Annotated in this window: 19 protein-coding genes, 3 tRNA genes and 1 pseudogene; 8 read left to right on the top strand and 15 right to left on the bottom strand. The window is 39.9% G+C overall.

Annotated features, from left to right (window positions below):
- Positions 1-113 precede the first annotated feature (113 nt).
- Genes LO761_RS06295 through LO761_RS06285 form a run of 3 tightly spaced genes read left to right on the top strand, consistent with a single transcriptional unit; the run spans position 114 to position 2793 of the window.
- A complete protein-coding gene (locus LO761_RS06295) occupies positions 114-854 on the top strand; it encodes a (Fe-S)-binding protein (RefSeq protein WP_272817433.1) in 741 nt (246 codons plus the stop codon).
- Positions 851-2206, top strand: a complete 1356-nt coding sequence (locus LO761_RS06290) for a lactate utilization protein B (protein ID WP_272817432.1) — start codon at positions 851-853, stop codon at positions 2204-2206. Before LO761_RS06295 ends, LO761_RS06290 begins: the two co-directional genes overlap by 4 nt.
- Positions 2206-2793, top strand: a complete 588-nt coding sequence (locus tag LO761_RS06285) for a LutC/YkgG family protein (protein ID WP_272817459.1) — start codon at positions 2206-2208, stop codon at positions 2791-2793. The genes LO761_RS06290 and LO761_RS06285 overlap by 1 nt, the downstream gene beginning before the upstream one ends.
- A gap of 47 nt (positions 2794-2840) precedes the next feature.
- On the opposite strand, the gene LO761_RS06280 is transcribed toward LO761_RS06285, so the two are convergent.
- From LO761_RS06280 to menD, 7 genes are all read right to left on the bottom strand, one after another.
- Positions 2841-2912 (bottom strand) — tRNA-Glu (locus tag LO761_RS06280).
- 19 nt (positions 2913-2931) lie between these two features.
- Positions 2932-3018: transfer RNA gene (locus tag LO761_RS06275), tRNA-Ser, on the bottom strand.
- A gap of 181 nt (positions 3019-3199) precedes the next feature.
- A complete protein-coding gene (locus LO761_RS06270) occupies positions 3200-4456 on the bottom strand; it encodes a mechanosensitive ion channel family protein (RefSeq protein WP_272817431.1) in 1257 nt (418 codons plus the stop codon).
- A gap of 6 nt (positions 4457-4462) precedes the next feature.
- Positions 4463-5362 carry a serine O-acetyltransferase gene (locus LO761_RS06265; RefSeq protein ID WP_272817430.1) on the bottom strand — a complete coding sequence of 300 codons (900 nt, stop codon included), beginning with the start codon at positions 5360-5362 and terminating at the stop codon, positions 4463-4465.
- A 278-nt stretch (positions 5363-5640) separates the two neighbouring features.
- Positions 5641-6180, bottom strand: coding sequence for a peroxiredoxin family protein (locus LO761_RS06260; protein ID WP_407951546.1), 540 nt, complete (start codon positions 6178-6180; stop codon positions 5641-5643).
- Positions 6177-6569, bottom strand: coding sequence for a hypothetical protein (locus LO761_RS06255; protein ID WP_272817429.1), 393 nt, complete (start codon positions 6567-6569; stop codon positions 6177-6179). The genes LO761_RS06260 and LO761_RS06255 overlap by 4 nt, the downstream gene beginning before the upstream one ends.
- Before the next feature lies 1 nt (position 6570).
- Positions 6571-8253: a 2-succinyl-5-enolpyruvyl-6-hydroxy-3-cyclohexene-1-carboxylic-acid synthase gene (gene menD / locus LO761_RS06250; RefSeq protein ID WP_272817428.1), complete on the bottom strand. Its 1683-nt coding sequence runs from the start codon at positions 8251-8253 to the stop codon at positions 6571-6573.
- A 109-nt stretch (positions 8254-8362) separates the two neighbouring features.
- Here menD and LO761_RS06245 point away from each other — a divergent pair, with 109 nt between their 5' ends.
- The 4 genes from LO761_RS06245 to LO761_RS06230 all read left to right on the top strand — a co-directional run bounded on the left by LO761_RS06245 (position 8363) and on the right by LO761_RS06230 (position 12985).
- Positions 8363-10231 carry an SLC13 family permease gene (locus LO761_RS06245; protein ID WP_272817427.1) on the top strand — a complete coding sequence of 623 codons (1869 nt, stop codon included), beginning with the start codon at positions 8363-8365 and terminating at the stop codon, positions 10229-10231.
- A 24-nt stretch (positions 10232-10255) separates the two neighbouring features.
- Positions 10256-12151, top strand: a complete 1896-nt coding sequence (locus LO761_RS06240; RefSeq protein ID WP_272817426.1) for an SLC13 family permease — start codon at positions 10256-10258, stop codon at positions 12149-12151.
- A 3-nt stretch (positions 12152-12154) separates the two neighbouring features.
- On the top strand, positions 12155-12826 hold the full coding sequence (locus LO761_RS06235; protein ID WP_272817425.1) for an epoxyqueuosine reductase QueH: 672 nt from the start codon (positions 12155-12157) through the stop codon (positions 12824-12826).
- Between the two features lie 86 nt (positions 12827-12912).
- Positions 12913-12985: transfer RNA gene (locus LO761_RS06230), tRNA-Lys, on the top strand.
- A 362-nt stretch (positions 12986-13347) separates the two neighbouring features.
- Here the strand turns inward: LO761_RS06230 and tatC are convergent.
- The 7 genes and pseudogenes from tatC to LO761_RS06195 form a co-directional block, all read right to left on the bottom strand.
- A pseudogene (gene tatC / locus LO761_RS06225) lies at positions 13348-14166 on the bottom strand (twin-arginine translocase subunit TatC); the annotation flags it as partial.
- 15 nt (positions 14167-14181) lie between these two features.
- Positions 14182-14403, bottom strand: a complete 222-nt coding sequence (locus LO761_RS06220; protein WP_272817457.1) for a Sec-independent protein translocase subunit TatA/TatB — start codon at positions 14401-14403, stop codon at positions 14182-14184.
- 511 nt (positions 14404-14914) lie between these two features.
- On the bottom strand, positions 14915-15724 hold the full coding sequence (gene rhaD / locus LO761_RS06215) for a rhamnulose-1-phosphate aldolase (RefSeq protein ID WP_272817424.1): 810 nt from the start codon (positions 15722-15724) through the stop codon (positions 14915-14917).
- Positions 15725-15748: 24 nt separating this feature from the next.
- Positions 15749-16759, bottom strand: a complete 1011-nt coding sequence (rhaT, locus tag LO761_RS06210) for an L-rhamnose/proton symporter RhaT (protein WP_272817423.1) — start codon at positions 16757-16759, stop codon at positions 15749-15751.
- 11 nt (positions 16760-16770) lie between these two features.
- Positions 16771-18024 (bottom strand): L-rhamnose isomerase, encoded by a 1254-nt coding sequence (locus tag LO761_RS06205; RefSeq protein ID WP_272817422.1) that lies wholly within the window; start codon positions 18022-18024, stop codon positions 16771-16773.
- 34 nt (positions 18025-18058) lie between these two features.
- Positions 18059-19537 (bottom strand): rhamnulokinase, encoded by a 1479-nt coding sequence (locus LO761_RS06200; protein ID WP_272817421.1) that lies wholly within the window; start codon positions 19535-19537, stop codon positions 18059-18061.
- 417 nt (positions 19538-19954) lie between these two features.
- Positions 19955-20740 (bottom strand): ThuA domain-containing protein, encoded by a 786-nt coding sequence (locus LO761_RS06195; protein ID WP_272817420.1) that lies wholly within the window; start codon positions 20738-20740, stop codon positions 19955-19957.
- 227 nt (positions 20741-20967) lie between these two features.
- Between LO761_RS06195 and LO761_RS06190 the strand changes: the two genes are divergently transcribed.
- Complete coding sequence (locus LO761_RS06190; protein WP_272817419.1) at positions 20968-22338, top strand: NAD(P)/FAD-dependent oxidoreductase; 1371 nt, start codon at positions 20968-20970, stop codon at positions 22336-22338.
- A 4-nt stretch (positions 22339-22342) separates the two neighbouring features.
- Here the strand turns inward: LO761_RS06190 and LO761_RS06185 are convergent, their stop codons facing one another.
- Positions 22343-23650, bottom strand: a complete 1308-nt coding sequence (locus LO761_RS06185; RefSeq protein WP_407951548.1) for an anaerobic C4-dicarboxylate transporter — start codon at positions 23648-23650, stop codon at positions 22343-22345.
- Between the last annotated feature and the right edge of the window lie 76 nt (positions 23651-23726).

Raw genomic sequence — 23726 nt, 5'->3', positions numbered from 1 at the left:
TAGAATACTCCCTACGAAGTGATTCGTGGGGAGTACTTTTTTTATAAAATATGTTCATCTTTTCGTATCTTTATTTATATTTGTGGAAGGTTTACGAAATTATTATACTATCTATGAGAGTTGGACTATTTATTCCGTGTTACATAAACGCAGTGTTTCCACAAGTGGGTATTGCATCCTATAAATTGCTGAAGAGCTTAGGTGTGGATGTGGATTATCCTGAAGACCAGACTTGTTGTGGACAGCCTATGGGTAATGCGGGTTTCGAGAATGAGGCTGTGAGCCTGGCGAAACGATTTGATGAGAAATTCAAGGATTACGATTATATTGTTGGGCCGTCAGCAAGTTGTGTGGTTTTCGTCCGCGACAATTACGGACGACTCAGAATACAGCCGAATCATCAGTGTGTTTCAGAAGGTAAGATTTATGAGATTTGTGAATTTATTCACGATGTGGTCAAGCCAACTCACCTGAAAGCGAAGTTTCCGCATAAAGTATCATTACAGAATAGTTGTCACGGGGTTCGTTTACTTCATCTTTCTTCATGTAGTGAGCAAAATGTACCTTATTTTAATAAGATGCGCGATTTACTGACTATGGTGGAAGGGTGTGAAGTGGCAGAACCTGAACGCCCTGACGAATGTTGTGGTTTTGGTGGAATGTTCTCAATTGAGGAGAAAGCCGTATCTGTACAGATGGCACATGATAAGGTGCAACGCCATTTGGCTACGGGAGCAGAATACATTACAGGAGCTGACAGTTCATGCCTGATGAGTCAAAATGGTATCATCGCTTCTGAGAAGCTCCCTCTTAAGACGATTCATATAGTTGAAATATTAGCTGCGGGATTATGAGTACGAAACATTCAAAAAGTGCTGCTCAGTTCCTGAAGAATCAGAAACAAGCAGCTTGGAACGATGAGACTTTATGGCTTGTTCGTGCCAAACGAGATAAGTTGAGCAAGGCTATTCCCGAGTGGGAACAACTTCGCGATGCCGCGTCAGCATTGAAGATGTACAGCAATAGCCACCTTGACACGTTATTGCAGGAGTTTGAAAAGCATGCCATGGAAAATGGGGCTAAGGTGTATTGGGCTAAGGATGCCGATGAGTACCGTGAAATTATATATGGCATTTTGGAACAGCATCATGTGAAACGTTTTGTGAAGAGTAAATCCATGCTCTCGGAGGAGTGTGAACTGAATCCGTACCTTGAGTCGAAAGGCATTGAGGTAGTAGAGACCGACTTGGGTGAACGTATTCTTCAGTTGATGAATCTGAAGCCGTCGCATATTGTGATGCCGGCTATCCATCTTAAACGTGAAGAGGTTGGCAAACTTTTCGAAAAAGAGATGGGTACGGAACCCGGAAACTCTGATCCTACTTATCTGACTTATGCGGCACGTAAGAATCTACGCCAGCGCTTTATTCATGCCGACGCTGCTATGACAGGTGGTAATTTTGCCGTGGCAAGTACAGGAGAGGTGGTTGTCTGTACCAACGAGGGCAATGCAGATATGGGAACTTCACAGCCTAAGATTCAGATTGCGGCTTTTGGTATGGAGAAAATAGTCCCCGATAGGGAATCGTTGGGAGTCTTTACCCGTCTGTTAGCTCGTTCAGCTACCAGCCAGCCTATTACTTCGTATACATCGCATTATCAAAAACCGCGTGAGGGTGGTGAGCTTCATATTATCATCGTTGATAACGGGCGGAGTAAGATTTTAGCTAATGAGCAGCATCGTAAAACGTTGAACTGCTTACGTTGCGGAGCATGTATGAATACTTGCCCTGTTTATCGACGAAGCGGTGGGTACTCATATACGTATTTTATTCCCGGACCTATCGGTATTAATTTAGGAATGCTGAAAGCTCCGTTGCATTATTACGATAATGTATCGGCTTGTTCACTCTGTTATTCTTGTTCGAATGTATGTCCGGCAAAGATCGACTTGGCCGAGCAAATCTATATGTGGCGTCAGGACTTGGGTAAATATGGTGTAGCGAATACAGAAAAGAAGGTAATGAGTAAGGGAATGGGCTTCCTGATGAATAATCCTGCACTGTTTAATACTGCGATGGCGTTAGCTCCTATGGGAATGCCTGTACTGAAATCTTTTGGAATGGAGTGGGGAAAGGGCAGAGCCTTCCCTGATTTTGCCAAGGATAGTTTTAACGCATTATGGAAGAAAGGAAAGGTGAAATAATGAGCAGCAGAGAAGATATATTACAGAATGTCCGTCGTGCCATTCATGTACAGTACGAGAAGCCGGATTTGAATGAGGTGGAGAGCATTGCTGTGAAGTTTGATGATAAGGTAGCTAAATTCATTGAGGTGATGAAGACGACAGGTGGCAACACCGTTGTGTTGAAAGAGGGTGAGGATGTGAATAAGGTTATTAGGGATATGTATCCCGACTTGAGGCGGATAGCTTCTAATTTGTCGGAAATCACATGCGCAACATTTAATCCGGATGATGTTTCCGGTCCGGCCGAGCTTGATGGAACCGATCTTGCTGTTGTCAAGGGAACTGTTGGCGTTGCTGAGACTGCTGCCGTCTGGTTGAAGCAGGATATGAAAGAGCGTGCTGTTTACTTCATCTCTGAACGATTAATTATTCTGTTGGATAAGACAAAGCTGGTGAACAATATGCACGAGGGCTATAAATTGATTGATACCGGAGATTATGGATTCGGACTGTTTATGTCTGGACCGTCGAAAACAGCAGACATAGAACAAGCTATGGTTTTTGGTGCTCACGGCCCGAGAGAGGTAACAGTGATACTTTATTAATTCTTTGATAAAAAAACGCAACTAATTTCACTTAGCTGCGTTTTTTGTAGCGCAACCGGGAGTTGAACCCGGGTTTCAGCCTTGAGAGAGCCGTGTCCTGACCACTAGACGAATGCGCCAAATGATTTATTCTCTTTGCGGAAGCTGGGGGATTCGAACCCCCGGTACGGTTACCCGTACGGCAGTTTAGCAAACTGCTGGTTTCAGCCACTCACCCAAACTTCCTTCCGTAGTTTAAGCACCGTGTCTTCTCACAAATGCGGTGCAAAGATAAGTTCACTTTTCTAATTCTGCAAACCTTTTATGCTTTTTTTTAACTGTATTTTAAATGTCAGGTATAAAAGGCTTAATGTTAGCGCATTATAAAAGGAAGAGAAGAAGAATGATAAAAGCTAATTATCTGACATTACAGACTTATCATTTTCTGGAACGGCTCAATCTCGAAGTATGGCATAACAGAGACGAAATGTTCCACTATTTCGGCACAGATACTTTCGTAACTTTCCCATTTTTTATTTTTCGAGAAACAATAAAGCTGCATAGGCACACCGCTGGCAGTAGGAGTAAGGCTACGTACCATAATTGTCATATCCTTATTTATAGAAGGATGTTTACGCAGGTAAAGTTCCATGTAGGCACGGAGTAAACCGGCATTTGTTTCAATGGTTCCGTTTACCAAGCCGGCAGGGTTCTCTGTATTTGCAGTTTCACCTTCCAAAGCCTGTTGCTGTTTTACAGTGATGAAATGTGCCAAGTCGGGGTCGAAGCCTTTCATCTTTTCTAAGAACTCCGGAGTGCAGGGCTTGACACTTGCCAGTTTTAAATAAATGTCTTTATTAATTCGTCTTCCATCGGAGTTCTGCATGCCTTTCCAGTTTTTAAAAGAGTTGGCAATTAGATTATAAGGAGGCAAGGTGACAATGGTGTTATCCCAGTTTTGAATCTTCACCGTATTCAGTGTGACATCAATGACGATACCATCAGCGTCAGCACTTGGAACTACTATCCAATCACCGATGCGCACCATATCGTTTTGACTCAGTTGGATACCTGCCACAAATCCCAAAATAGAATCTTTAAATATCAACATCAGTACGGCAGCTGCTCCTCCTAAGCCAGCGTAGATAGCCATAGGTGATTGATTGATGAGCAGAGCGATGATGGAAATGATAATCATCAGAGAAACGATAGTCTGCACCACTTGAATGAGTCCTCTCATAGGACGTCCCTTGCCAACTTGTTGTTTCTCCATTGTAGTTTCACTGATAGCTTTGAATACCGCGTTGAATGCTAAGAGCAGAGCAATGAAAAAGTATAACCATGTTATCTTGGAGGTAACAGTGTACCAACTCGACTTCTGATCGAATACTACTTGCAAAAGAGCAGAAATCATGATAGGAGGTAGAACGTATGCTATTTTGTTCAGCGTATGGTCTTTTATCATGGTCTCAAGTAATGGAATGTGCTTGTGTTTCAGAATCCGCTTGACGAAATGAATGCTGATATGGTAGATAAGTCGGGAGAGAGCAAAGGCTATGATGACGATGATGATCAGAAATAGGATACCATCCAACTTACCGGCTATCTTCTCTGTGCAACCGATTCCTAACAATAAAGAATGTATAAGGTTGAGTAGCTCTTCGGCTAACTGATTTGTAAACATAAACTATTATTTCTTTGCTTTTGTTTGAACTATTCTTGTTCCTGCGGGAACATTTTCCGTAACCCAAATGTTGCCGCCAATGGTGGCGTCATGTCCTATGGTGATACGTCCTAATATAGTAGCGTTGGAATAGACGATGACATTATTCTCCAATATGGGGTGACGGGGAATCCCTTTGATAGGCTTGCCGTTTTCATCGAGTGGAAAGCTCTTGGCTCCGAGCGTAACACCCTGATACAACTTTACATTGTTTCCGATGACAGTGGTCTCGCCAATCACTACACCTGTTCCGTGGTCAATAGTGAAATAGTTACCTATCTGTGCTCCGGGGTGAATGTCGATGCCGGTCTCACTGTGAGCCAGCTCTGTAATGATACGAGGAATCAGCGGAACGCCTAAAACGAGCAATTGATGGGCGATGCGGTAGTTACTGATAGCCCGAATTGCAGGGTAACAACTGATAACCTCTCCATACGAATGGGCTGCCGGATCACCGTTAAAGGCTGCTTCCACATCCGTAGCTAAAGTAGCTCGTAGTTGGGGTAATAAACTGATGAATTTGGCTGCTATGGTAGCTGCCTTATCCCTCAACATATCGTTGCAGCTCTCGCAATGCTCATCACTTCCGAAACAAAGACCTGCAAGAATTTGTCCGGTGAGTAAATCGAACAGATGCTCGACATTCACGCCGATATAATACTTTACTGTTTGGCTGTTAGTTGATGAGTTTCCGAAATATCCGGGAAAAAGAACCGAACGAGCTAAGTCAACGATATTTTTCAGAGCGTCACCTGATGGCAACGGACTGCCTTCCTGATGCAGATGGAATAACTTAGAGTAGCTTTTCTTTTCGGAAAGATCGTCGATAGCTTTTGTTATTACCGTTGAAAAATTTAATGAGTTCATTAGTGTAATTGCTTTTGCGAGTGCAAAGTTAACAATTTTCCTAATGAGAAGTTTATAATTTTCTATAATGTTTAAAAAAGAACTTTCTACTATGGTAAGTTCTTATAAAAAGAAAGGTTAAACTCCAATTATTGATGTTATAAAGTGATGCGCATGAGTTGTTCGATTCATCCGCATGAGTTGATCAAATGATCCGCATGACTTTCTTGGATGATACGTATAAAACAAAAGGTTTAATTACATGAGTTAAACCACTTGCTTAGATCATTATTTTAATGTCATTTGATTACTTCGCCCAACGTCTTTATCAGTTTTTCAGAGATAACGGTTCCAAGAACGATTTTGCCTTCAGGATCAATCAGATACATGGATGGAATCCATTTAATATGGTATTTGTCGGAGATGGTTGTCTCTTTCCATTTCTTCAGTTCGCTTACTTGCGGATATTTTATTTCGTATTTCGTAATGGCATTTTCCCAAGCAGCCTTATCCGTATCGAATGATATTCCGATGAAAGCTACATTCTTTTCTTTAAATTCATTGTATGCCGCAACAATGTTTGGGGCATCCTTTCGACAGTCGGGGCACCAAGAAGCCCAGAAATCGAGCACAACATATTTCCCTTTATAGTTACTCAGTGATACCGTCTGACCATTCGGCGTAGTTAATTGGAAATCGGGTGCTGCAGTTCCGGCTTTAAGCAGTTCCGTAGCATATTTCGCGTCATCATCTTGCATGCCTTGTGCATTAGTGTGGCAGATTACAATCATCAGTGATAAGCTGATAAAGGCAAAGGTTTTAACTAATAGTCTATTCATAATTTTTCTAATTGTTTAATGATATCTTGTATTCTGTTTTTCCTTTGAAGTGAGTAAGTCCGGCTTTGATTGTCAATGAACGAGAACAAATCGTATGCCTTGTTCAATAAATCTTCTCTTATTGGCTCACTTTTTAAATCCGCTTCCTGAAAGTAGAGTTCAGCTAACATTTCCATCCTGTCGAGTCGTTCATTTTCAGGATATTTCTCAAATGATTGCATCACATCGTCCAACGTTGAGATGTGATAGAAATCGTATGGTCCGACGTAGGTATTGTATAAGTCATGAATGACCTCCATATCGTTCTGTTTACCCTTTTTGGAGAGGAACAAGCTTACGGCAGCGAAGAATTGCCGAATAAGCCGCATTATATAATCACGTTCAAACATTTTATTGATTGTTATTCTGTTTTGAGTCTTTTAGAGCATGAAAGTATTTACGGAGCATAGTTGTATCCGAAACTTTGTCTGTCCAAGCTTCTATTATCATTGGATGCTGTATGTTCGCAGAAATAAAATCAGGAAGAGCAGCTTCCATATCATCATAATTTGTTATCTTAATATAGTCAAATCCTCGGTCTTCAGCCCATGCTTTAGCCGATGTGTGATGTTTTCCACAGACCAATGCACGCGACAATTCAGCGTCTTCCATTCCCGGTAGATTATGAAGTTGTTCGCTACCTTCATTGTTGATAAGCAGTATACGCAAATTCGATTTGATGTGTTGATTCCATAATGCGTTCATATCAGTGAAGAAGCTCATGTCTCCAATAATTACAAAGTTCGGTTTATCGGAAGAGACGGCATAACCTATGGCAGTAGAAAGTATGCCTTCCATACCATTTACTCCGCGATTACAAAGTACTTCAACTTTTGTATCGAGTCGGAACATCTGAGCGTAACGAACTGTGGAACTGTTTGCCAAATGTAATGTGCAAGGAGTGGGGAGTGACTTGAGTAACTTTCCTATCACCCCCATTTCAGAGTATTCAAAAACAGGTTCCGGTATCGTTTTGCAGTAGTTCTCCCACATCAAAGGATAATTATTTACCCGATTGTCAAGTAGGAACGCAATCTTTTCAAGGAACTCAAACGGATTCATTTCTATCACTGTTGTCAGGCAACCAAAGGTATCCATGATGTTGCCGTCCTGACTGATATGCCAATGCTCTTTAGGTTTATGTTTACGCAGGAATTTCTTTAATTGCGAAGATACGATATGTCCTCCGTACGTAATTACCAGTTCCGGAGTCATCGCATTTTGTTGCTCCGGCGACATCGCATAAATGGCGGAATCGAAGTTATAGATAGGTATGCCCGGTGTCGTTTGATTGCTCAACTCTTCTGAAAGCCATGCAAAATGCTTGTACAAAGCTTTGACATATTTCTTTTCAAACAAATAAATCAGGTTCATCTGACCGACTATAACCATTCTCTTCTGATAAGCATTCAGTCTGTCTATCAATAGATTATAATCCCTCTCGTATAAGCTGAGTCCTTGATATCGTGTAATAACACGAACCTCAGGTAACAGTTTCGTTCCGAACCGATAGATAGGTTCGGAGATAGGAACGTTAATATGGACCGGTCCTTTCCCATGGTGAACTGTTTCCAGAATAGCTTCGTTAATGAGTCGGTTACAGTACCATTCATCCTCATCATTTTGAATTTCAGGTAAGGTGACAGCGCGCTTCACCATATTTCCAAATACATTCGTTTGAGGAATAGTCTGTTCCTCATTTTGATTAATTAGAGCAGCCCCTTTATCGGCAGATATAATAATTAAAGGAATCTGTTGGTAGAATGCTTCAGCTACTGCCGGGTAAATGTTCAGCAATGCCGAACCGGAAGTACAACAAACAGCAGTCGGATTACCTCCATGTTGAGACAATCCCAATGCAAAGAAGCCGGCACTTCGTTCATCGGTTATAGGATAACAGGTAAAGTCGGGGAGCTGTGCCAAAGTATGTACGATAGGAGCATTCCATCCCCCCGGACATACCACCATGTTCTTTATTTCGTGTGCTTTAAGCAGCGCTACCAACTGCAATATATTTCGTTTATCGCTATACATCGTTCCCTATATTTTTCACAAAAATAATATTAAATCTTTAATAAAATCTTTATGCTTTCGAATTCTTCACATATAATTTATAATTTTGTACATTATAATTACGAAGAGTATGATTACTACCATAGCAATTCTTGTTATTGCGACAATTTTCTTTGTGAACGGGAAGGTTCGCTCTGATATTGTCGCTCTTTGCGCTTTAATAGCTTTACTTATAACTCATGTTTTAACGGTAGAAGAAGCACTTTCAGGCTTTTCAAACTCTGTGATTGTTATGATGGTTGGTTTGTTTATAGTGAGTGGAGCTATTCTTCAGACAGGTCTGGCAAAATTGATTAGCGCAAAGATGTTAAAGCTGGCAGGAAAGAGCGAATTGAAGCTCTATCTGCTGGTGATGCTGGTGACAGCTTGTTTGGGTGGTTTGGTCAGTAATGTAGGAACAGTGGCGTTAATGCTTCCTATTGTAGTGAGTATGGCTTCGGGTATCAATATGAGTGTACGGAAGATTTTGATGCCTTTAGCTTTTGCCAGTAGTTTGGGAGGCATGATGACGTTGATCGGAACTCCGCCAAATCTGATTATTCAGCAGACATTAAGTAATGCAGGCGGTCAGAATTTGAAATTCCTTACTTTCTTGCCTGTCGGCTTTGTATGTGTTCTTATCGGAACAGTTATTTTGCTTATTCTTAGTAAGATATTCCTTTCCAAATCGGACGATGAAAAAGAGATTGGAAATAAAACACGTAAATCGCTTAATGAACTGATCAGGGAATATGGAGTATTAAATAATTTGTCTCGCCTGAAAGTAAAGTCTTTTTCCTCTATTCAGGGAAAGACTATCATTGACTTAGATGTTCGTAACAAATATAACTTGAACATTTTGGAGATTCGTCGCGGAAATAAAGGCGGACAGAATAATCTGTTCAAGAATATAGAACAGAAATTCGTGGATAAGGATATTGTTATTAGGAAAGAGGATATTCTTTATGTTTCCGGAGGGAAAGAGTTTGTTCATCGGTTTGCAAAAGATTTTCAGCTGGAGGTTTATGATGAGGAGGAACGAGAATTGAACGATACGGCAGCCGACTCTATGGCATTCTACGATATAGGTATAGCCGAGATAGTGTTGATGCCTACCTCAAAGTTAGTGAATCAGTCGGTGAAGGATGCCGGATTCCGAGATAAATATAATGTGAATGTGTTAGGCATTCAGCGGAAAAAAGAATACCTGAATGAGAATATAGCTGATATTAAATTCCATAGTAACGATGTGTTACTGGTGCAGGGGACATGGCAGAACATAGGTCGACTCAGTCGGGATGATAGTGACTGGGTAGTACTTGGTCAACCGTTGGAGGAAGCTTCTAAGGTGACATACGATTATAAAGCGCCATTGGTAGGTGTGATTATGTTACTTATGGTAGTTATGATGGTATTCGATTTTATTCCGATAGAGCCGGTTACTGCTGTTCTCATTGCCAGTATGCTGATGATTCTTACGGGTTGTTTCCGTAATGTGGAAGCTGCATATAAAACTATTAATTGGGAGAGCATTTTCCTTATTGGCGGCATGATGCCTATGTCGTTGGCTTTGGAAAAGACGGGTGTATCTACATTGATTTCCGATACATTGGTTTCAAGTTTGGGAAATGTGGGACCTTATGCGTTGATGGCCGGAATTTATTTCACCACATCGTTTATCACTTTATTTATCAGTAATACGGCAACGTCTGTTCTGATGGCTCCTATTGCGCTGAGCAGTGCTACATCGTTGGGATTGAATCCGGTGCCGTTTCTATTTGCTGTAACATACGGAGCCAGTATGTGTTTTGTTTCGCCGTTTTCTACTCCGGCCAATGCGTTGGTGATGACTCCAGGTCAGTATTCGTTCATGGATTATGTAAAGGTGGGTGGTCCGATGCAGTTGATTATTGGTGTGATAATGGTATTTATTTTACCGATGTTTTTCCCTTTTAAGTGAAAGTAATTTTTAAACAAATATAATATGTGGATAACCATCATTATTTTGATTTTGGCGGCTATCTTCTTCGTGAACGGAAAGATACGTTCCGATATTGTCGCGCTCTGTGCGCTGGTAGCCTTACTTGTTTTTCAAATTCTTACTCCTGAGGAAGCCCTTTCGGGATTTTCTAATTCGGTAGTGATTATGATGGTCGGCCTGTTTATTGTTGGCGGTGCTATCTTTCAAACAGGTCTGGCAAAAATGATCGGTTCGAAACTGATGAAGTTGGCGGGAAATAGCGAGACTCGTCTGTTTCTCTTAGTAATGCTTGCTACAGCAAGTATTGGCGCTTTTGTGAGTAATACGGGAACTGTCGCCCTCATGTTACCTATTGTGGTGAGCATGGCTATGAATTCTAATTCAAATCAGGGGCGTCTGCTTATGCCTCTGGCGTTTGCCAGCAGTATGGGTGGAATGATGACGCTTATCGGTACTCCTCCTAACATGATTATAGAGCAGACGTTGAGTGGCTCTATGGAAGAGATCCAGAAAACGCTACCTAACTATCATGGCTTGACTGATTTGGAGTTTTTTACATTTTTGCCGGTAGGTATCATTTGTGTCATAGTGGGTACGGTGGTGCTGCTTCCTTTAAGTAAGATTTTCCTTTCCGGAAAAGAAGATAAGAATGAGAGGAACGTTAAGAAGCATAAATCGCTTTCTCAGTTGATGAAGGAGTATGGTGTATCGAATAATATGTACCGTGTAAAGGTGAATGCGGACTCTACCGTGCAGGGAAAGACAATAGTCGATTTGGATATTCGTAAAAAATATAATTTGAATGTGTTGGAGGTAAGGCGTGGAGATAAGGTTCAGAATGGTTTTTTTAAGAATGTGGAACAGATGTTTGTCTATGGAGAAACAATGCTTGAAAATGATGATCTGTTATTCCTGACGGGCGATGAGGAAAATGTAAATCAGTTTGTTTCTGATTTTAAGTTAGAGCGATTGGATGACGGAGAGAAGAATAATAATTCGACCAATAAGATGGCTTTTTATGATTTAGGTGTGGCTGAGATAGTTTTGATGCCGAACTCCCGATTATTGAATCATTCTATGAAAGAACTTGATTTCCGAGAGAAATATCATGTGAGTGTATTGGGAATACAGCGTCAGAAGAATTATATTAAGGATAATATAGTGAACGAGAAGTTGCGTAGTGCTGATGTATTACTGATGCAGGGAACATGGCAAAATATAGGAAAGCTCAGTCAAGAATCTGAAAATTTTGTTGTCTTAGGTCAGCCGTTAAAGGAGGCTTCGAAGGTTACATTCGATTATAAGGCTCCTGTGGCAGCAGCTATTATGATTTTGATGATTGCAATGATGGTGTTTGACTTTATTCCGGTAGCTCCTGTTACTGCCGTGCTCATTGCATCTCTTCTGATGATTCTTACGGGTTGCTTCCGTAATGTGGAAGCTGCTTATAAGACAATTAACTGGGAGAGCATTGTTTTGATTGGCGCTATGATGCCCATGTCGCTTGCACTTGAAAAGACCGGTGCGTCAGAGTGGATATCCGGTTCACTGGTGAGTAGTATTGGCAGTTATGGTCCGTATGCGTTGATGGCCGGAATTTATTTTACAACCTCTCTGATGACCATGTTTATCAGCAATACAGCTACAGCTGTGCTGATGGCTCCTATTGCGTTGCAAAGCGCTTTGTCACTGGGAGTGAGTCCTGTTCCATATTTGTTTGCTGTAACGTTAGGTGCCAGCATGTGCTTTGCTTCTCCGTTTTCTACACCACCTAACGCATTGGTAATGTCTGCCGGTCAGTATACTTTTATGGATTATGTAAAAGTAGGTTTGCCTTTACAGATTATTATGGGCATAGTAATGATATTTGTACTACCTTTACTATTCCAGTTTAATTAATATATGAAGCAGAAGTTTAAGATAGAGGTTCCTTTTGGGGAAAAAGAGGTACTTTTACATACTTGCTGTGCTCCATGTTCGTCGGCCGTTATAGAATGGATGAGACAGAACGGAGTGCGTCCTACTATTTATTTCTGTAATCCGAATATCTATCCTGAGGAGGAGTATATTATTCGAAAAGATGAGTGTATTCGTTATGCGAATTCTTTTGGACTTAAGGTGGTGGATGCTGATTATAATCATGCGGAATGGAAGGATCAGATGAAAGGATTGGAGCAGGAGCCTGAACGAGGTTCTCGTTGTTTGAAATGTTTTAAGTTCCGTTTGCTGAGTGCTGCCCAATATGCCCATGAGAATGGTTTTAAGGTATTGACAACTACATTGGCTTCCAGCAGATGGAAGTCGTTAGAACAGGTGGCAGAGGCAGGTAATTATGCCGTTTCTTTTTATCCGGATGTTATTTTTTGGGCACAGAATTGGCGTAAAGGAGGCTTGAGTGACAGAAGAAATGTGATAATTAAAGATATGAATTTTTATAATCAGCAATATTGTGGATGTGAGTATAATTTAGCTCAAGTTATAGCCTTTAGAAAAAATAAAATGGAAAAGGAGAGAGGTACTTCAGTAAGTATTGAAGAGATAAAAGAGTTGATGCAGTTGCATTTCAATTATTGAATTTAAACTTTTCAAGAAAAAACGAGGAAAAGGCTTGCCCTATCAAATAATATGATTAAATTTGCACCCGCAAAAGTGAAAACGATGCATCCTTAGCTCAGTTGGTAGAGCACCTGACTCTTAATCAGGGTGTCCAGGGTTCGAGTCCCTGAGGGTGTACGAAAAAAGGAGATGTTTTTGACACCTCCTTTTTCCTTTTTGTTATATGGTCTTTATCTTTTTTTCTTGTGACTCTTTTTATGTCTCTGAAGATTTTCACGTTGCTTAGCTTTTGCTTTCAGTTTGGTAGCACGCTTTTCTTCATTTTCTATATTATTATCTGTATCATAGTAATTATAAGTCTTGTTGTAATCTTCAGGTTGATATTTATTTGTCTTTGGCTCTTCAGCTTTTTCTTTATCTGATGCTGTTAATTCTGTGTCATCAGATTTAGCTTCTTCTGCTTTCGATTTATTTTCGGCCTCTTTAGCTTTTTCTGCTTTTCTACGTTCGAAATAGGCTTCGTCCTCTCTACGCTCAGCTTCAGCTTCAGCCTCTTCCTGTGCTTTCTTTGCTGCTTTCGTTTGTTGAACGATGAGAATACTTATCTCATATAATAACCACATAGGGAAAGCAACTACAGTCAAAGTAAATATGTCGGCAGTAGGAGTTATAACTGCGGATATAATTAATAAGATAACTACAGCATGCTTACGATATTTCTTCATAAAATCGGCATTTATGAAGCCGAACTTAGCAAACAGCCAGCAGAGGATAGGGATTTCAAATACAATACCCATCATGACACAAAGCATCATCAGCGTATCCATATATGATTCCAGAGAAATCATATTAACAACACTTTCATCTACTTGGTAAGTACCCAAAAATCTGAATGTCAGAGGGAATATAACGAAATAACTCAGCAATACGCCTAAAAAGAACATGATGCCACCACCACCTAATACTTTCACTGCGTATTTCTTTTCGTTTGTATAAAGAGCAGGTGAGACAAAACGAAACAATTGATATAAAGTATATGGCGCAGCTACCAGAAAACCTGCATATAAAGCAGCTTTCATGTGAATAAGGAACTGCTTGGCTAAGCCGGTATTGATTAGCTGAACTTCAAAATGTCCGTCGTTTCCGGGAGATATAAGTGAACTTAAAGACGTTAGAAATTGATATATAAAGAAATCATCATTCTTAGGTGCTAAGATGATATCGAAAAGTGGTTCCTTAAATACGAATGCAATACAAGCAAATATAAGTGTTACAACGGCAATTTTAAAAAGAATGCCCCGTAACACATCCAAATGCTCCCAAAATGACATCGTATCAGGATTCTGTACTGCAGCCATGTTGTGAGTATGCTATTATTTCTTATCTTCTTGCTGATCTTTCTTTATCTGGTCGTCTGCAGCATCATTGATTTCTTTTTCAATGCCGTTTACTCCATCTTTGAAGCTTCTTACGCCTTTACCGATACCTTTCATCAGTTCAGGGATTTTTTTACCACCAAAAAGAAGCAATATAACGAAAGCAATCAGGACAATTTCCTGAACTCCTAAATTTCCTAAAAATAATAATTGATTCAACATAATTCTTTATTTGTTTTTATCGGCTCCAAAATTAAGTAAAAACTTTAATTTAGCAAAGAATTTGCTAAAAAAATAAGGATGACATTTAGAATATATTAACGAGAGTTCGATGAAATATAAGATCTATCCGTGGGGTGATGCATTCAAGTTATTTTATTGTTTAGTTTAAAATAGCTTATTCATCAGAAGATAGGGAAAAGCGATGCGTATGAATTGGTGAACTCATCCGCATGAACCGGACAACTCATCCGTATGAACCAGACAACTCATCCGCATGAACCGGACAACTCATCCGTATGAACCAGACAACTCATCCGCATGAACCTGACAACTCATCCGTATCACTTTCTATGTTCATACGTATTGGATTGACAACTGTATATTATGAGCTCCCATTTTGGTTTATTCTGTGGTATCAAGCACCATTATCGATACGTCATATTATGGTATAAGAAGAAGAGGATGTGTCTAAAAAATGGCACATCCTCTAATATAAAAAAGTTTTTGTTTATTTGGGCAAATGGAACGCGATGCTCATTTCTTTCATTTGTTCTTCAGTCATTCCATCAGGTTCAAATCCCATACATTTGGCATCCAAATAAATTTTAGCACTCTTTGAGAGTACATCAATCTGATCGAAAGCGTCCATTACATCCAAACCTTTGGCGAATACGCCATGTTTTTCCCAAAGCACCACATCGTATTCTTCCAACTGTTTTAATGTTTCTTCAGCCAACTTTGAAGAGCCGGGCAACTCGTAAGGAACTATCCCTAATCCAAGTGGACAAAAAGCTTTGGTTTCCGGAATCATGCTCCAAAGTATATTAGTCAGAACGTCTTTTTGCAAGAACTTTTTGTTATGACTCATGGCCACCAATTCAATAGGATGGGTATGGACCGTAGCTTTATACGGTGAGCCTATTTCTATTAAATGGTTATGAACAGCCAAATGCGAAGGTAACTCACTTGTGGGATTAACAGGATTATCAGCTATGATTACATAGTGAGCACAGTCGTCAAGTATTTTGATAACAGAACCGTTTTCCATAGGTTGGCGGGCCAGGTCACGCATGCGTTTTCCTGTTCCTTTACAATAGAAATAAGTATTTTTCAAATGTTGCAATGTAATGCCAATAGGTTTTACTTCACTAATAGCCGGCAATGCTTTGATAGCGTCATCCATTATATTTGTAATGTTAACGGTGATATTTCCTCCGTTTCTTTCTGCCCATCCGTTTTGCCAGAGATAACCGGCGACTTCGGCAACTTTATTTATTTCTATAGTGAGCGTCGGTCTGTTTTTTAAAATAGATTCCATTGTTAATCAATTACGTATCTTATCTTATTTTAATAATTGTGGAAGGAACGACGAGATAATCAGTATTATTAATCCAATGATTAACCAAATAATAGTCTTCTTATCACAGCCTTTCCATTCTTTCAAAATAATTCCCCAAACATTGCTAAATGTTACGTTCAGTGCCATCAGTATACACCATGAGAAGGTCATCAATACGGCGGATGAAGCTAAAAATCCTTTACCTAAGCTTAGGCCGAAGAATTGACTGTACCAGAGAATGCCGGCTAATGCACAGAACAGAAGGTTATTGACATATAAAGATGTCTTGCCGTAATCATCCCAAGTATGGTTCTTTGAGTTTTGGTAAAAGCAGTATATGGCATTGGTAATGAAACCTCCTAATGTAACCATGAATGTTGCGGGCAATGTTTTGAATATATCTTTACTTTCTGCGAAATGCAATGGCTCACCAAAACCAAGGCCGATACTGAAACAAGCACTCATGAAGCCGGCAAGAAGAGCAACCAATATGCCTTTAGGAAAGTTGAAGTCTTTTACAGCTTTTTTCTTTTCTTCGTCACTTAGTTTTGCCGACTTCAGGCTTCCTGCATAACCAATAATCCCAATACCGATTAAAGTAACCACCACACCAACTATGACCGGAGTTGTTAAATCGCCGGTCTTACCGGTAAAGACCGGTGTGAGGATAGTTCCTAATCCGGCACAAGTTCCAAGCGCGATTGATTGTCCGAGAGCTACGCCTAAGTATCTCATAGACAGACCAAATGTCAGCCCGCCTACTCCCCAAAGAATGCCAAAGAAGACAGCCCAAAGAGTGGCTGTTGGATTAGCGGCATATATTTCGAATAAAGAATGTTCTGAAGGTACAGCTAATAATGCTCCTAAAAAGGGGAATACTAACCAGGCAAAGATGCCCTGAACAATCCAGTAGCTTTCCCAACTCCAATTTTTTATTTTGTTGATTGGAACGTAACTGCTCGACTGACAGAACGCTCCTATTGCAATGATGATTAATCCTATTATAATTTCCATCGGTCAACTGATTAACCACGTTTGGAAGTAACATTCTTTTCATATTCCTCAATGGATGGAATAAATTCTTCACCAACAGGAACGTCATTCTTCAAGTTGAAGTAGTCGTATACGGCACCGAATGGGAGAGTTTTAGCTTCTTCAAGTAAAGCTAAACGCTCAAACCACTGTCCTTTATCCTCATATTTACGCAAAGTCTTTAACGGTTCCAATAAAGCGGAAAGCAAACACTTTTGAGTCGCGCGAGTTCCAATGATATAAGCACCGATACGGTTGATAGACGCGTCGAAATAATCCAAACCTATATGGGCACGATTCAAAGCATTGGCACGAACTAATTCTTTAAATAGGTCAAGAGTCTGATCGTTCATAATTGTTACATGGTCTGAATCCCAACGAACAGGACGACTGACATGAAGCATTAATTCAGGGACGAATACTAATAACGAAGCGACCATATCACTCACATTTTCGGTTTGTTCATAGTGACCGGTATCCAGCGTGTACATTACATTGTTCTTAGCGCAGTAACCTGCGTAGAAGTCATGCGAGCCAACCGTGTAGCTTTCCATGCCGATACCGAATAACTTAGCTTCCAAGCAAGGTTTCATGTGTGGAAGTTTTTCCGAGAGTATATCGTCGAGAGATTCTTTTAAGATGTCACGATAGCGTTTGCGCTCGACAGTCAGATCTTTCAAACCATCGTGGATCCAGATATTCATGATGCATGGATCTTTTTGGGCTTTACCCATTGCGTCTGCAATATGTCGGCAACGTTTTGTATGCTCAATCCAGAAATCACGAATGCTTTTATCCGGATTAGACAATGTCAGATAACCACTTTTCGGGTGTGAGAAACTTGTTGAGTTGAAATCTAATTTCAATCCATTATCTTTTGCCCAATCCATCCATCCCTGAAAGTGTTTAACTTCAACTTCGTCACGGTCGACGAATTTTCCATCAAATTCGCCATAGGTCTCATGTAAGTTCAAACGGAACGTACCGGCTAACAAAGATTTAACTTCTTTGATATCTTGACGAACTTCATCTATGTTGCGGGCTCTTCCCGGATAATTACCTGTTGTTTGGATACCACCTGAGAGTGCTTCATTACGCTCAAAGCCAACAACATCGTCAGCTTGCCAGCAATGCAGAGAGATAGGAGTTTTTTCTAATATTTCGATAGCTTTATCAGTATCAACACCAATCGTGGCATAGCGTTCTTTTGCTATTTCATACGCTTTCTTTATGAGTTCTTCTTTCATGATATTTATTAAATTTATTAAGTTAATTAATTCTTTATATGTCAGTACGATAAACAGAGAGATACTTCTTGTAACCTTCTTCCCAAATGTCATTATCTTTTGGAAAGTATTCGACAGTTTCTATAGACGCTCTGATTAGTTTGCGCATTTCCTCAATAGTATTTACCAAACCTGAAGCTTTCGCTTGCATCATAATGTTTCCAATTGCTGTACCTTCAGTAGGACCGGCGACAACAGGAATACCCAAAGAGTTACATGTGAACTGATCAAGTAATTCATTTTTAGAACCACCACCGATGATGTGTAATACTTCAATTGTGAACGGAGCCATTTTTTGCAGATCAGCAAATACTTGTCTGTATCGTAAGGCTAAGCTTTCAAATATACAGCGAACCCATTCTCCATCTGTTTCTGGAATAGGTTGATTAGTAACTTTGCAATAATTTTTAATGGATTCGGTCATAGAGCTTGGATTTGCGAAACAAGGAGAATCCGGATTAAATAATGTACGGAATGCAGGAGCTTTAATAGCTATTTTATTCAATTCGTCATACGAGTAAGCAGGTAATGTTTTTAATTCTTTCTTGCAGCGTTCAATGATCCAAAGGCCACAAATGTTTTTTAAGAAACGGGTAGTACCTTCAATTCCGCCTTCGTTTGTGAAATTCTTTTCAAAACTTTCATTATTGATAATAGCATTTTTTGTTTCGATTCCCATTAAGCTCCATGTTCCTGAGCTTAAATACGCGAAGCGTTCATTTTCTGCGGGAACTGAGGCAACGGCAGATCCTGTGTCATGTCCGGCAATCACAATAACAGGAACGGGACCAAGTCCGGTCATTGCTTGAATCTCTTCGGAGATAGTCCCAAGTTGTTCTCCGGGAAAAGTAATAGGAGCGAACTGTTCAGGTTTAACTCCGGCGGCTTCCATCAATTCTTTATTCAATTGCTTTGTTCTTGGATCAAGCATTTGTGATGTAGACGCAATGGTATATTCCGTTACCATCTTTCCGGTTAACAAATAGCCAAGAGCATCCGGCATAAATAAGATTTTATCAGCTGCGTTCAGAGCAGAGCAGTGATTCTTACGTAATGTATATAGTTGATATAAAGAATTAAAGTTCATTATTTGAATACCTGTGACTCCGTAGACTTTTTCGCGAGGCGTTATTTTAAAGAATTCTTCCGGAGCACCTACGGTATGATTATCTCTATAAGAATAAGGCGCACGAAGTATATCACCATCTTTTCCAAAGAAAACGAAGTCAACTCCCCATGTATCAATACCGATAGATTGGATTGGAATATTTTGTTCGGCCGCGATTTTCAGTCCGTTAATTATTTCATTGTATAGGGCATAAATGTCCCAGTAAAAATGACCTTTAATCTCAATAATCTTATTTGGAAAACGCGTGAGTTGCTTTAATTCAAGTTGATTATTAAATAGATGGCCGATAATTGTTCTGCCACTGGTTGCGCCTAAGTCGACAGCAAAGAAGTATGCGTCTTTCATGATTTCAATGTTATTTCAGTTTATCCGTACAAATTTAATGTTTTATTCTTTTTGGGAAGATTAAAATGAATTAATTTTTGTGTAATTGAAAGAAGATAATATCATTTTCTAAAACATTTTTTCATTCTATTACTTTAGAACACTTGAACAGGAAGTCTCGTGTTAAAGAGAGAAGATTCATGAAATGATATCTGACATCCGGCACATTTATTCGAAACATTTACGATAGAGATATCCGTCAAGTATGAATTTTAATTGATAAACTAAGCTTGTCACAAGTGGTGACAAACCTTTACCACCATAGGTGGCAAACATCTCTCACGAGTGGTGGAAAGTGTCTCTCACGAATGGTGGTAAACTTTGTTTTCTTTGTAAAGCAAATAATAAGTCTTATTATTTTATTAATTGTCTTAGTAATTACTTATACATCGGGTGAATTAACGATTCGGTTTTCTCATATTTGCTTTGTGCTGCCCATCGGATACCGCGTTTCATGATTTCAAGAACTTCCGGTGTTTCAAAATCTTTTGCTACGTGAGCCAAAGAAGAATAAAATATACGTCCTTTTCCATAGCTCTTTTTCCAAACGACAGGCATCACGCAACCCTCTATCCAACTGATTTTATCTCCACGGCATGTGGTTGTAGCTAATACTTTTACATTTGGATCAACCAATACATAATATTGTTCCGAATGTATATGAAAGTCTTTAAGCCCTTTGGTAACGGTATCTTGATGGTCGCGTATATTTACATCGTAATCGATTACGCCGCCCGGATGTTGAACCCATTGTCCGCCGGTCATAAACTGATATTCGGTGCTTCCACGGAATGAATCGCATAATCCGCCATGCCATCCTGCAAGTCCGACTCCGTTTTTAACGGCTTTGGTCAGTCCGGCTTCTTCCTCAGCACGAAGACTCCCCATAGTCCATGATTGGATAATCAAGTCTATACTATTCATTATCTGTTCATTGGTATAAATTCCCAAGCTATCCGATAGGATCACTTCAGCACCTTCCGATTTTAGCCAAGGGATAAGCAGATTTTTACATTGAACAGGTTCATGCCCCTCCCAACCGCCGTATATATACAAAACTTTTTTGCCTTTTAAACTATCGTTGTTCGGATTTATGCTTTGGGCAAAGACGTTCATTCCCAAAAACAGGCAGATCAAAAGACTGATTAAAATGTTTCTTTTCATATAGAGGTATAACAATTTGATTATTTGGCTAAAGTTAGGTAATTTTCTTATTGAACAATCTATAATTTAATATTATTTTTAGGATTCAAAAGTATTGATTATTTTTGCGAACTATAAAAAAGATGCTCATATAATGTTTTATGTAGGTTCATAATAAAAGAGTTCTTATGTAAACGATTGAATATGTAGCTGTCAAACAAAATAAATTACTATAGTTATAATAACTCATGAGAAATGATATCGCGGAGATTCTCCGCTTAATAAATTCAAAGGATATTGACCGTCGTCAGTTCCTTAAGATACTTTCTGCTGCCGGAATTCTAACTACGGCGGGTGTTTCTTCAACTTACGCGGCAAGTAACGCAAAAGGGAAAATTGTCATTGTTGGTGGTGGCGCAGCCGGAATTAGTATGGCAGCCCGTCTGAAACGTTGGTTAAACAATCCGGATATTACGTTGATTGATCCGGCTGACCGTCAATATTATCAGCCGGGATTTACGTTGATTGCCTCGGGTGTTTATCAGCCGGATGATGTTTGGAAAAAGCAGGAAGACTGTATGCCCAGCGATATAAAATGGATAAAAGATTCGGTGGTTGCCATTGATCCCGATCATAATAAGGTAACTACAAAATTAAGCGGTGTCATCTCTTATGATTTTATGGTACTTTGCCCGGGAATCCAAATTAATTGGGAAGGTGTTGAGGGAATTACCCAAAAGACATTGGGTGAAGGCAATGCTAATTGTATCTATGATTTTGAGGGTGCTCAGAAAACTTGGAAAGCGTTGCGGAAATTTTCGGAAACCGGTGGAAAAGGAGTTTATACGGATACATATACCAAACATAAATGCGGAGGTGCCCCGAAGAAGATTTGTTTACTCACCGAACATTATACTCGCAAACATGGTACTCGTCAAAATGTGCAGTTGAGCTACTATACTCATTCAAAGGAGTTATATGATATACCTTATTATACACCTCGCTTACTCGAAATTTATAACGAGCGGAATATTCCTATTAATTATAATGTCTGGGTAAAAGGTGTTGATACTCAGGCGAAGAAAGTGTATATGGAGCGTCATGAACAGGTGGGTGATGAAACTGTTATTACTCCGTTTGTAGAGGATTACGACTTTCTCCATTTCGTTCCTCCTATGTCGGCTCCCGATTTTGTCCGCGAGGCAGGCTTGGGCTGGACTGAAGGTAAGCTGGCTTCTGGTGCTTGGGTGATGGTTGATAAAGGTACGCTGGTTCATAAGACTTATCCCAATATCGTTTCTTTGGGCGATGTAGCCGGAATACCTACAAGTAAGACTTCTGCTGCTGTTCGGAAGCAGGTTCCTATTGCCGCGAAGAATCTGATTTCCTTGATGGAAGGAAAGGAGCCGAAAGAAATTTATGACGGATATGCTGCTTGTCCTATCGTTACCGATTATGGGCACGTACTACTTTGTGAATTTAACTATGAGAAAAAAGAGGAAATTTCTTTCCCGTTCTCATTACTTGATATGTCGCATGAGCAATGGGCTGCATGGATCCTGAAGGTTTATCTTCTCAAGCCAATGTTCTTCTATGGTATGCTGAACGGAATAGCTTAATTGGTTAGTAGATTATCATTGAAAGAATGTAACAGACCACAGTTGTGACGCCTACGCTTATCAATCCGGGCATCATAAAACTGTGGTTTAGTAAATATTTCCCTATTTTTGTTGTTCCGGAGCGGTCGAAGTTCACTGTTGCGATGTCCGAAGGGTAGTTTGGAATAAAGAAATATCCGTATACACTTGGGAGCACTCCCAGTAGTACCGGTCCAGGTATACCTAACGAATAGGCAAGAGGAAGCATGGAAACCACTACGGCACCTTGTGAATTTATTAAGATGGAGACCAGAAAGAAAACAAAAGCAATAGACCATTTATATTTCGCGACAATATCTCCAAGCGAAGTTTGCATTTCAGTAAGATAATTTGAAAAGTAAGTATCGGCCATCCACGCAATTCCGTATATAGCCACCACAGCAACCATTCCGCTTTGCCAAACAGAACCGGCAACTGCTTTTTTGGGGTCGGCCTTGCAGAAAATAATCATTAACGCGGCAGTGGCAAGCATTATGATTTGTATAACGATGTTCATCTTTATATCTATATGCGAGAATGCGAACATTACAATAAGTGCTATGGCTGTGAAGAAAATATATACGGCATGTTTGGAGTCCGCGGAAATCTTTTTGTCAAGAACTGTCGCTGTGTTGTCGTACATATATTTATAGGTCTCGGGATTAGCACAGCGTTTTTGAAAATCCGGATCCTTATCCAAATCTTTACCTCTTTTATACGAACAAGCAGATGCGCAAAGTATTCCAATAATACTGGCAGGAATAGTAACTAACAATACTTGTGGTATAGAAATGTTGAATCCGTTTTGTGCTGAGATGGTAGTGAAAGCAACAACTGCAGCAGCAATAGGTGAACTGGTAATGCCAACTTGCGATGCAACGGAAGCAATTGCACAAGGGCGCTCTGGACGAATGCCTTTCTTGAGTGCTATATCACATATAATAGGCATCAGTGTATATACTACATGCCCCGTTCCTACTAAAACTGTCAGGAAGAATGTACAAAGGGGAGCGTAAAATGTAATTCTTTCGGGATGTTTGCGAAGCAGCCGCTCGGCTATTTGAATAAGCCAGTTCATGCCACCTGATGCCTGCATCACTCCTGCGCATGTTACTGCAGCAATGATAATGTAAATTACATCGGTAGGAGGAACTCCCGGCTTAAGTCCGAAGCAAAAAACAAGAATGGCAAGTCCGATTCCGGAAATAGCTCCAAGTGCTAAGCTACCATATCGGGAGCCTACATATAATGCCAGTAGTACAATCAGAAGTTGTATAACCATCATAATAGTTATGATATTTTCTTAACTTACAAATGTAGGATTATTTTTTGAAATCATATTTATAGGCGATAGAATTCTGTTTTGATCA

Origin of the sequence: Phocaeicola oris (genome assembly GCF_021295095.1) — a bacterium.
Taxonomy (GTDB): domain Bacteria; phylum Bacteroidota; class Bacteroidia; order Bacteroidales; family Bacteroidaceae; genus Phocaeicola; species Phocaeicola oris.
This window is presented reverse-complemented; position numbering and strand designations above follow the sequence as displayed.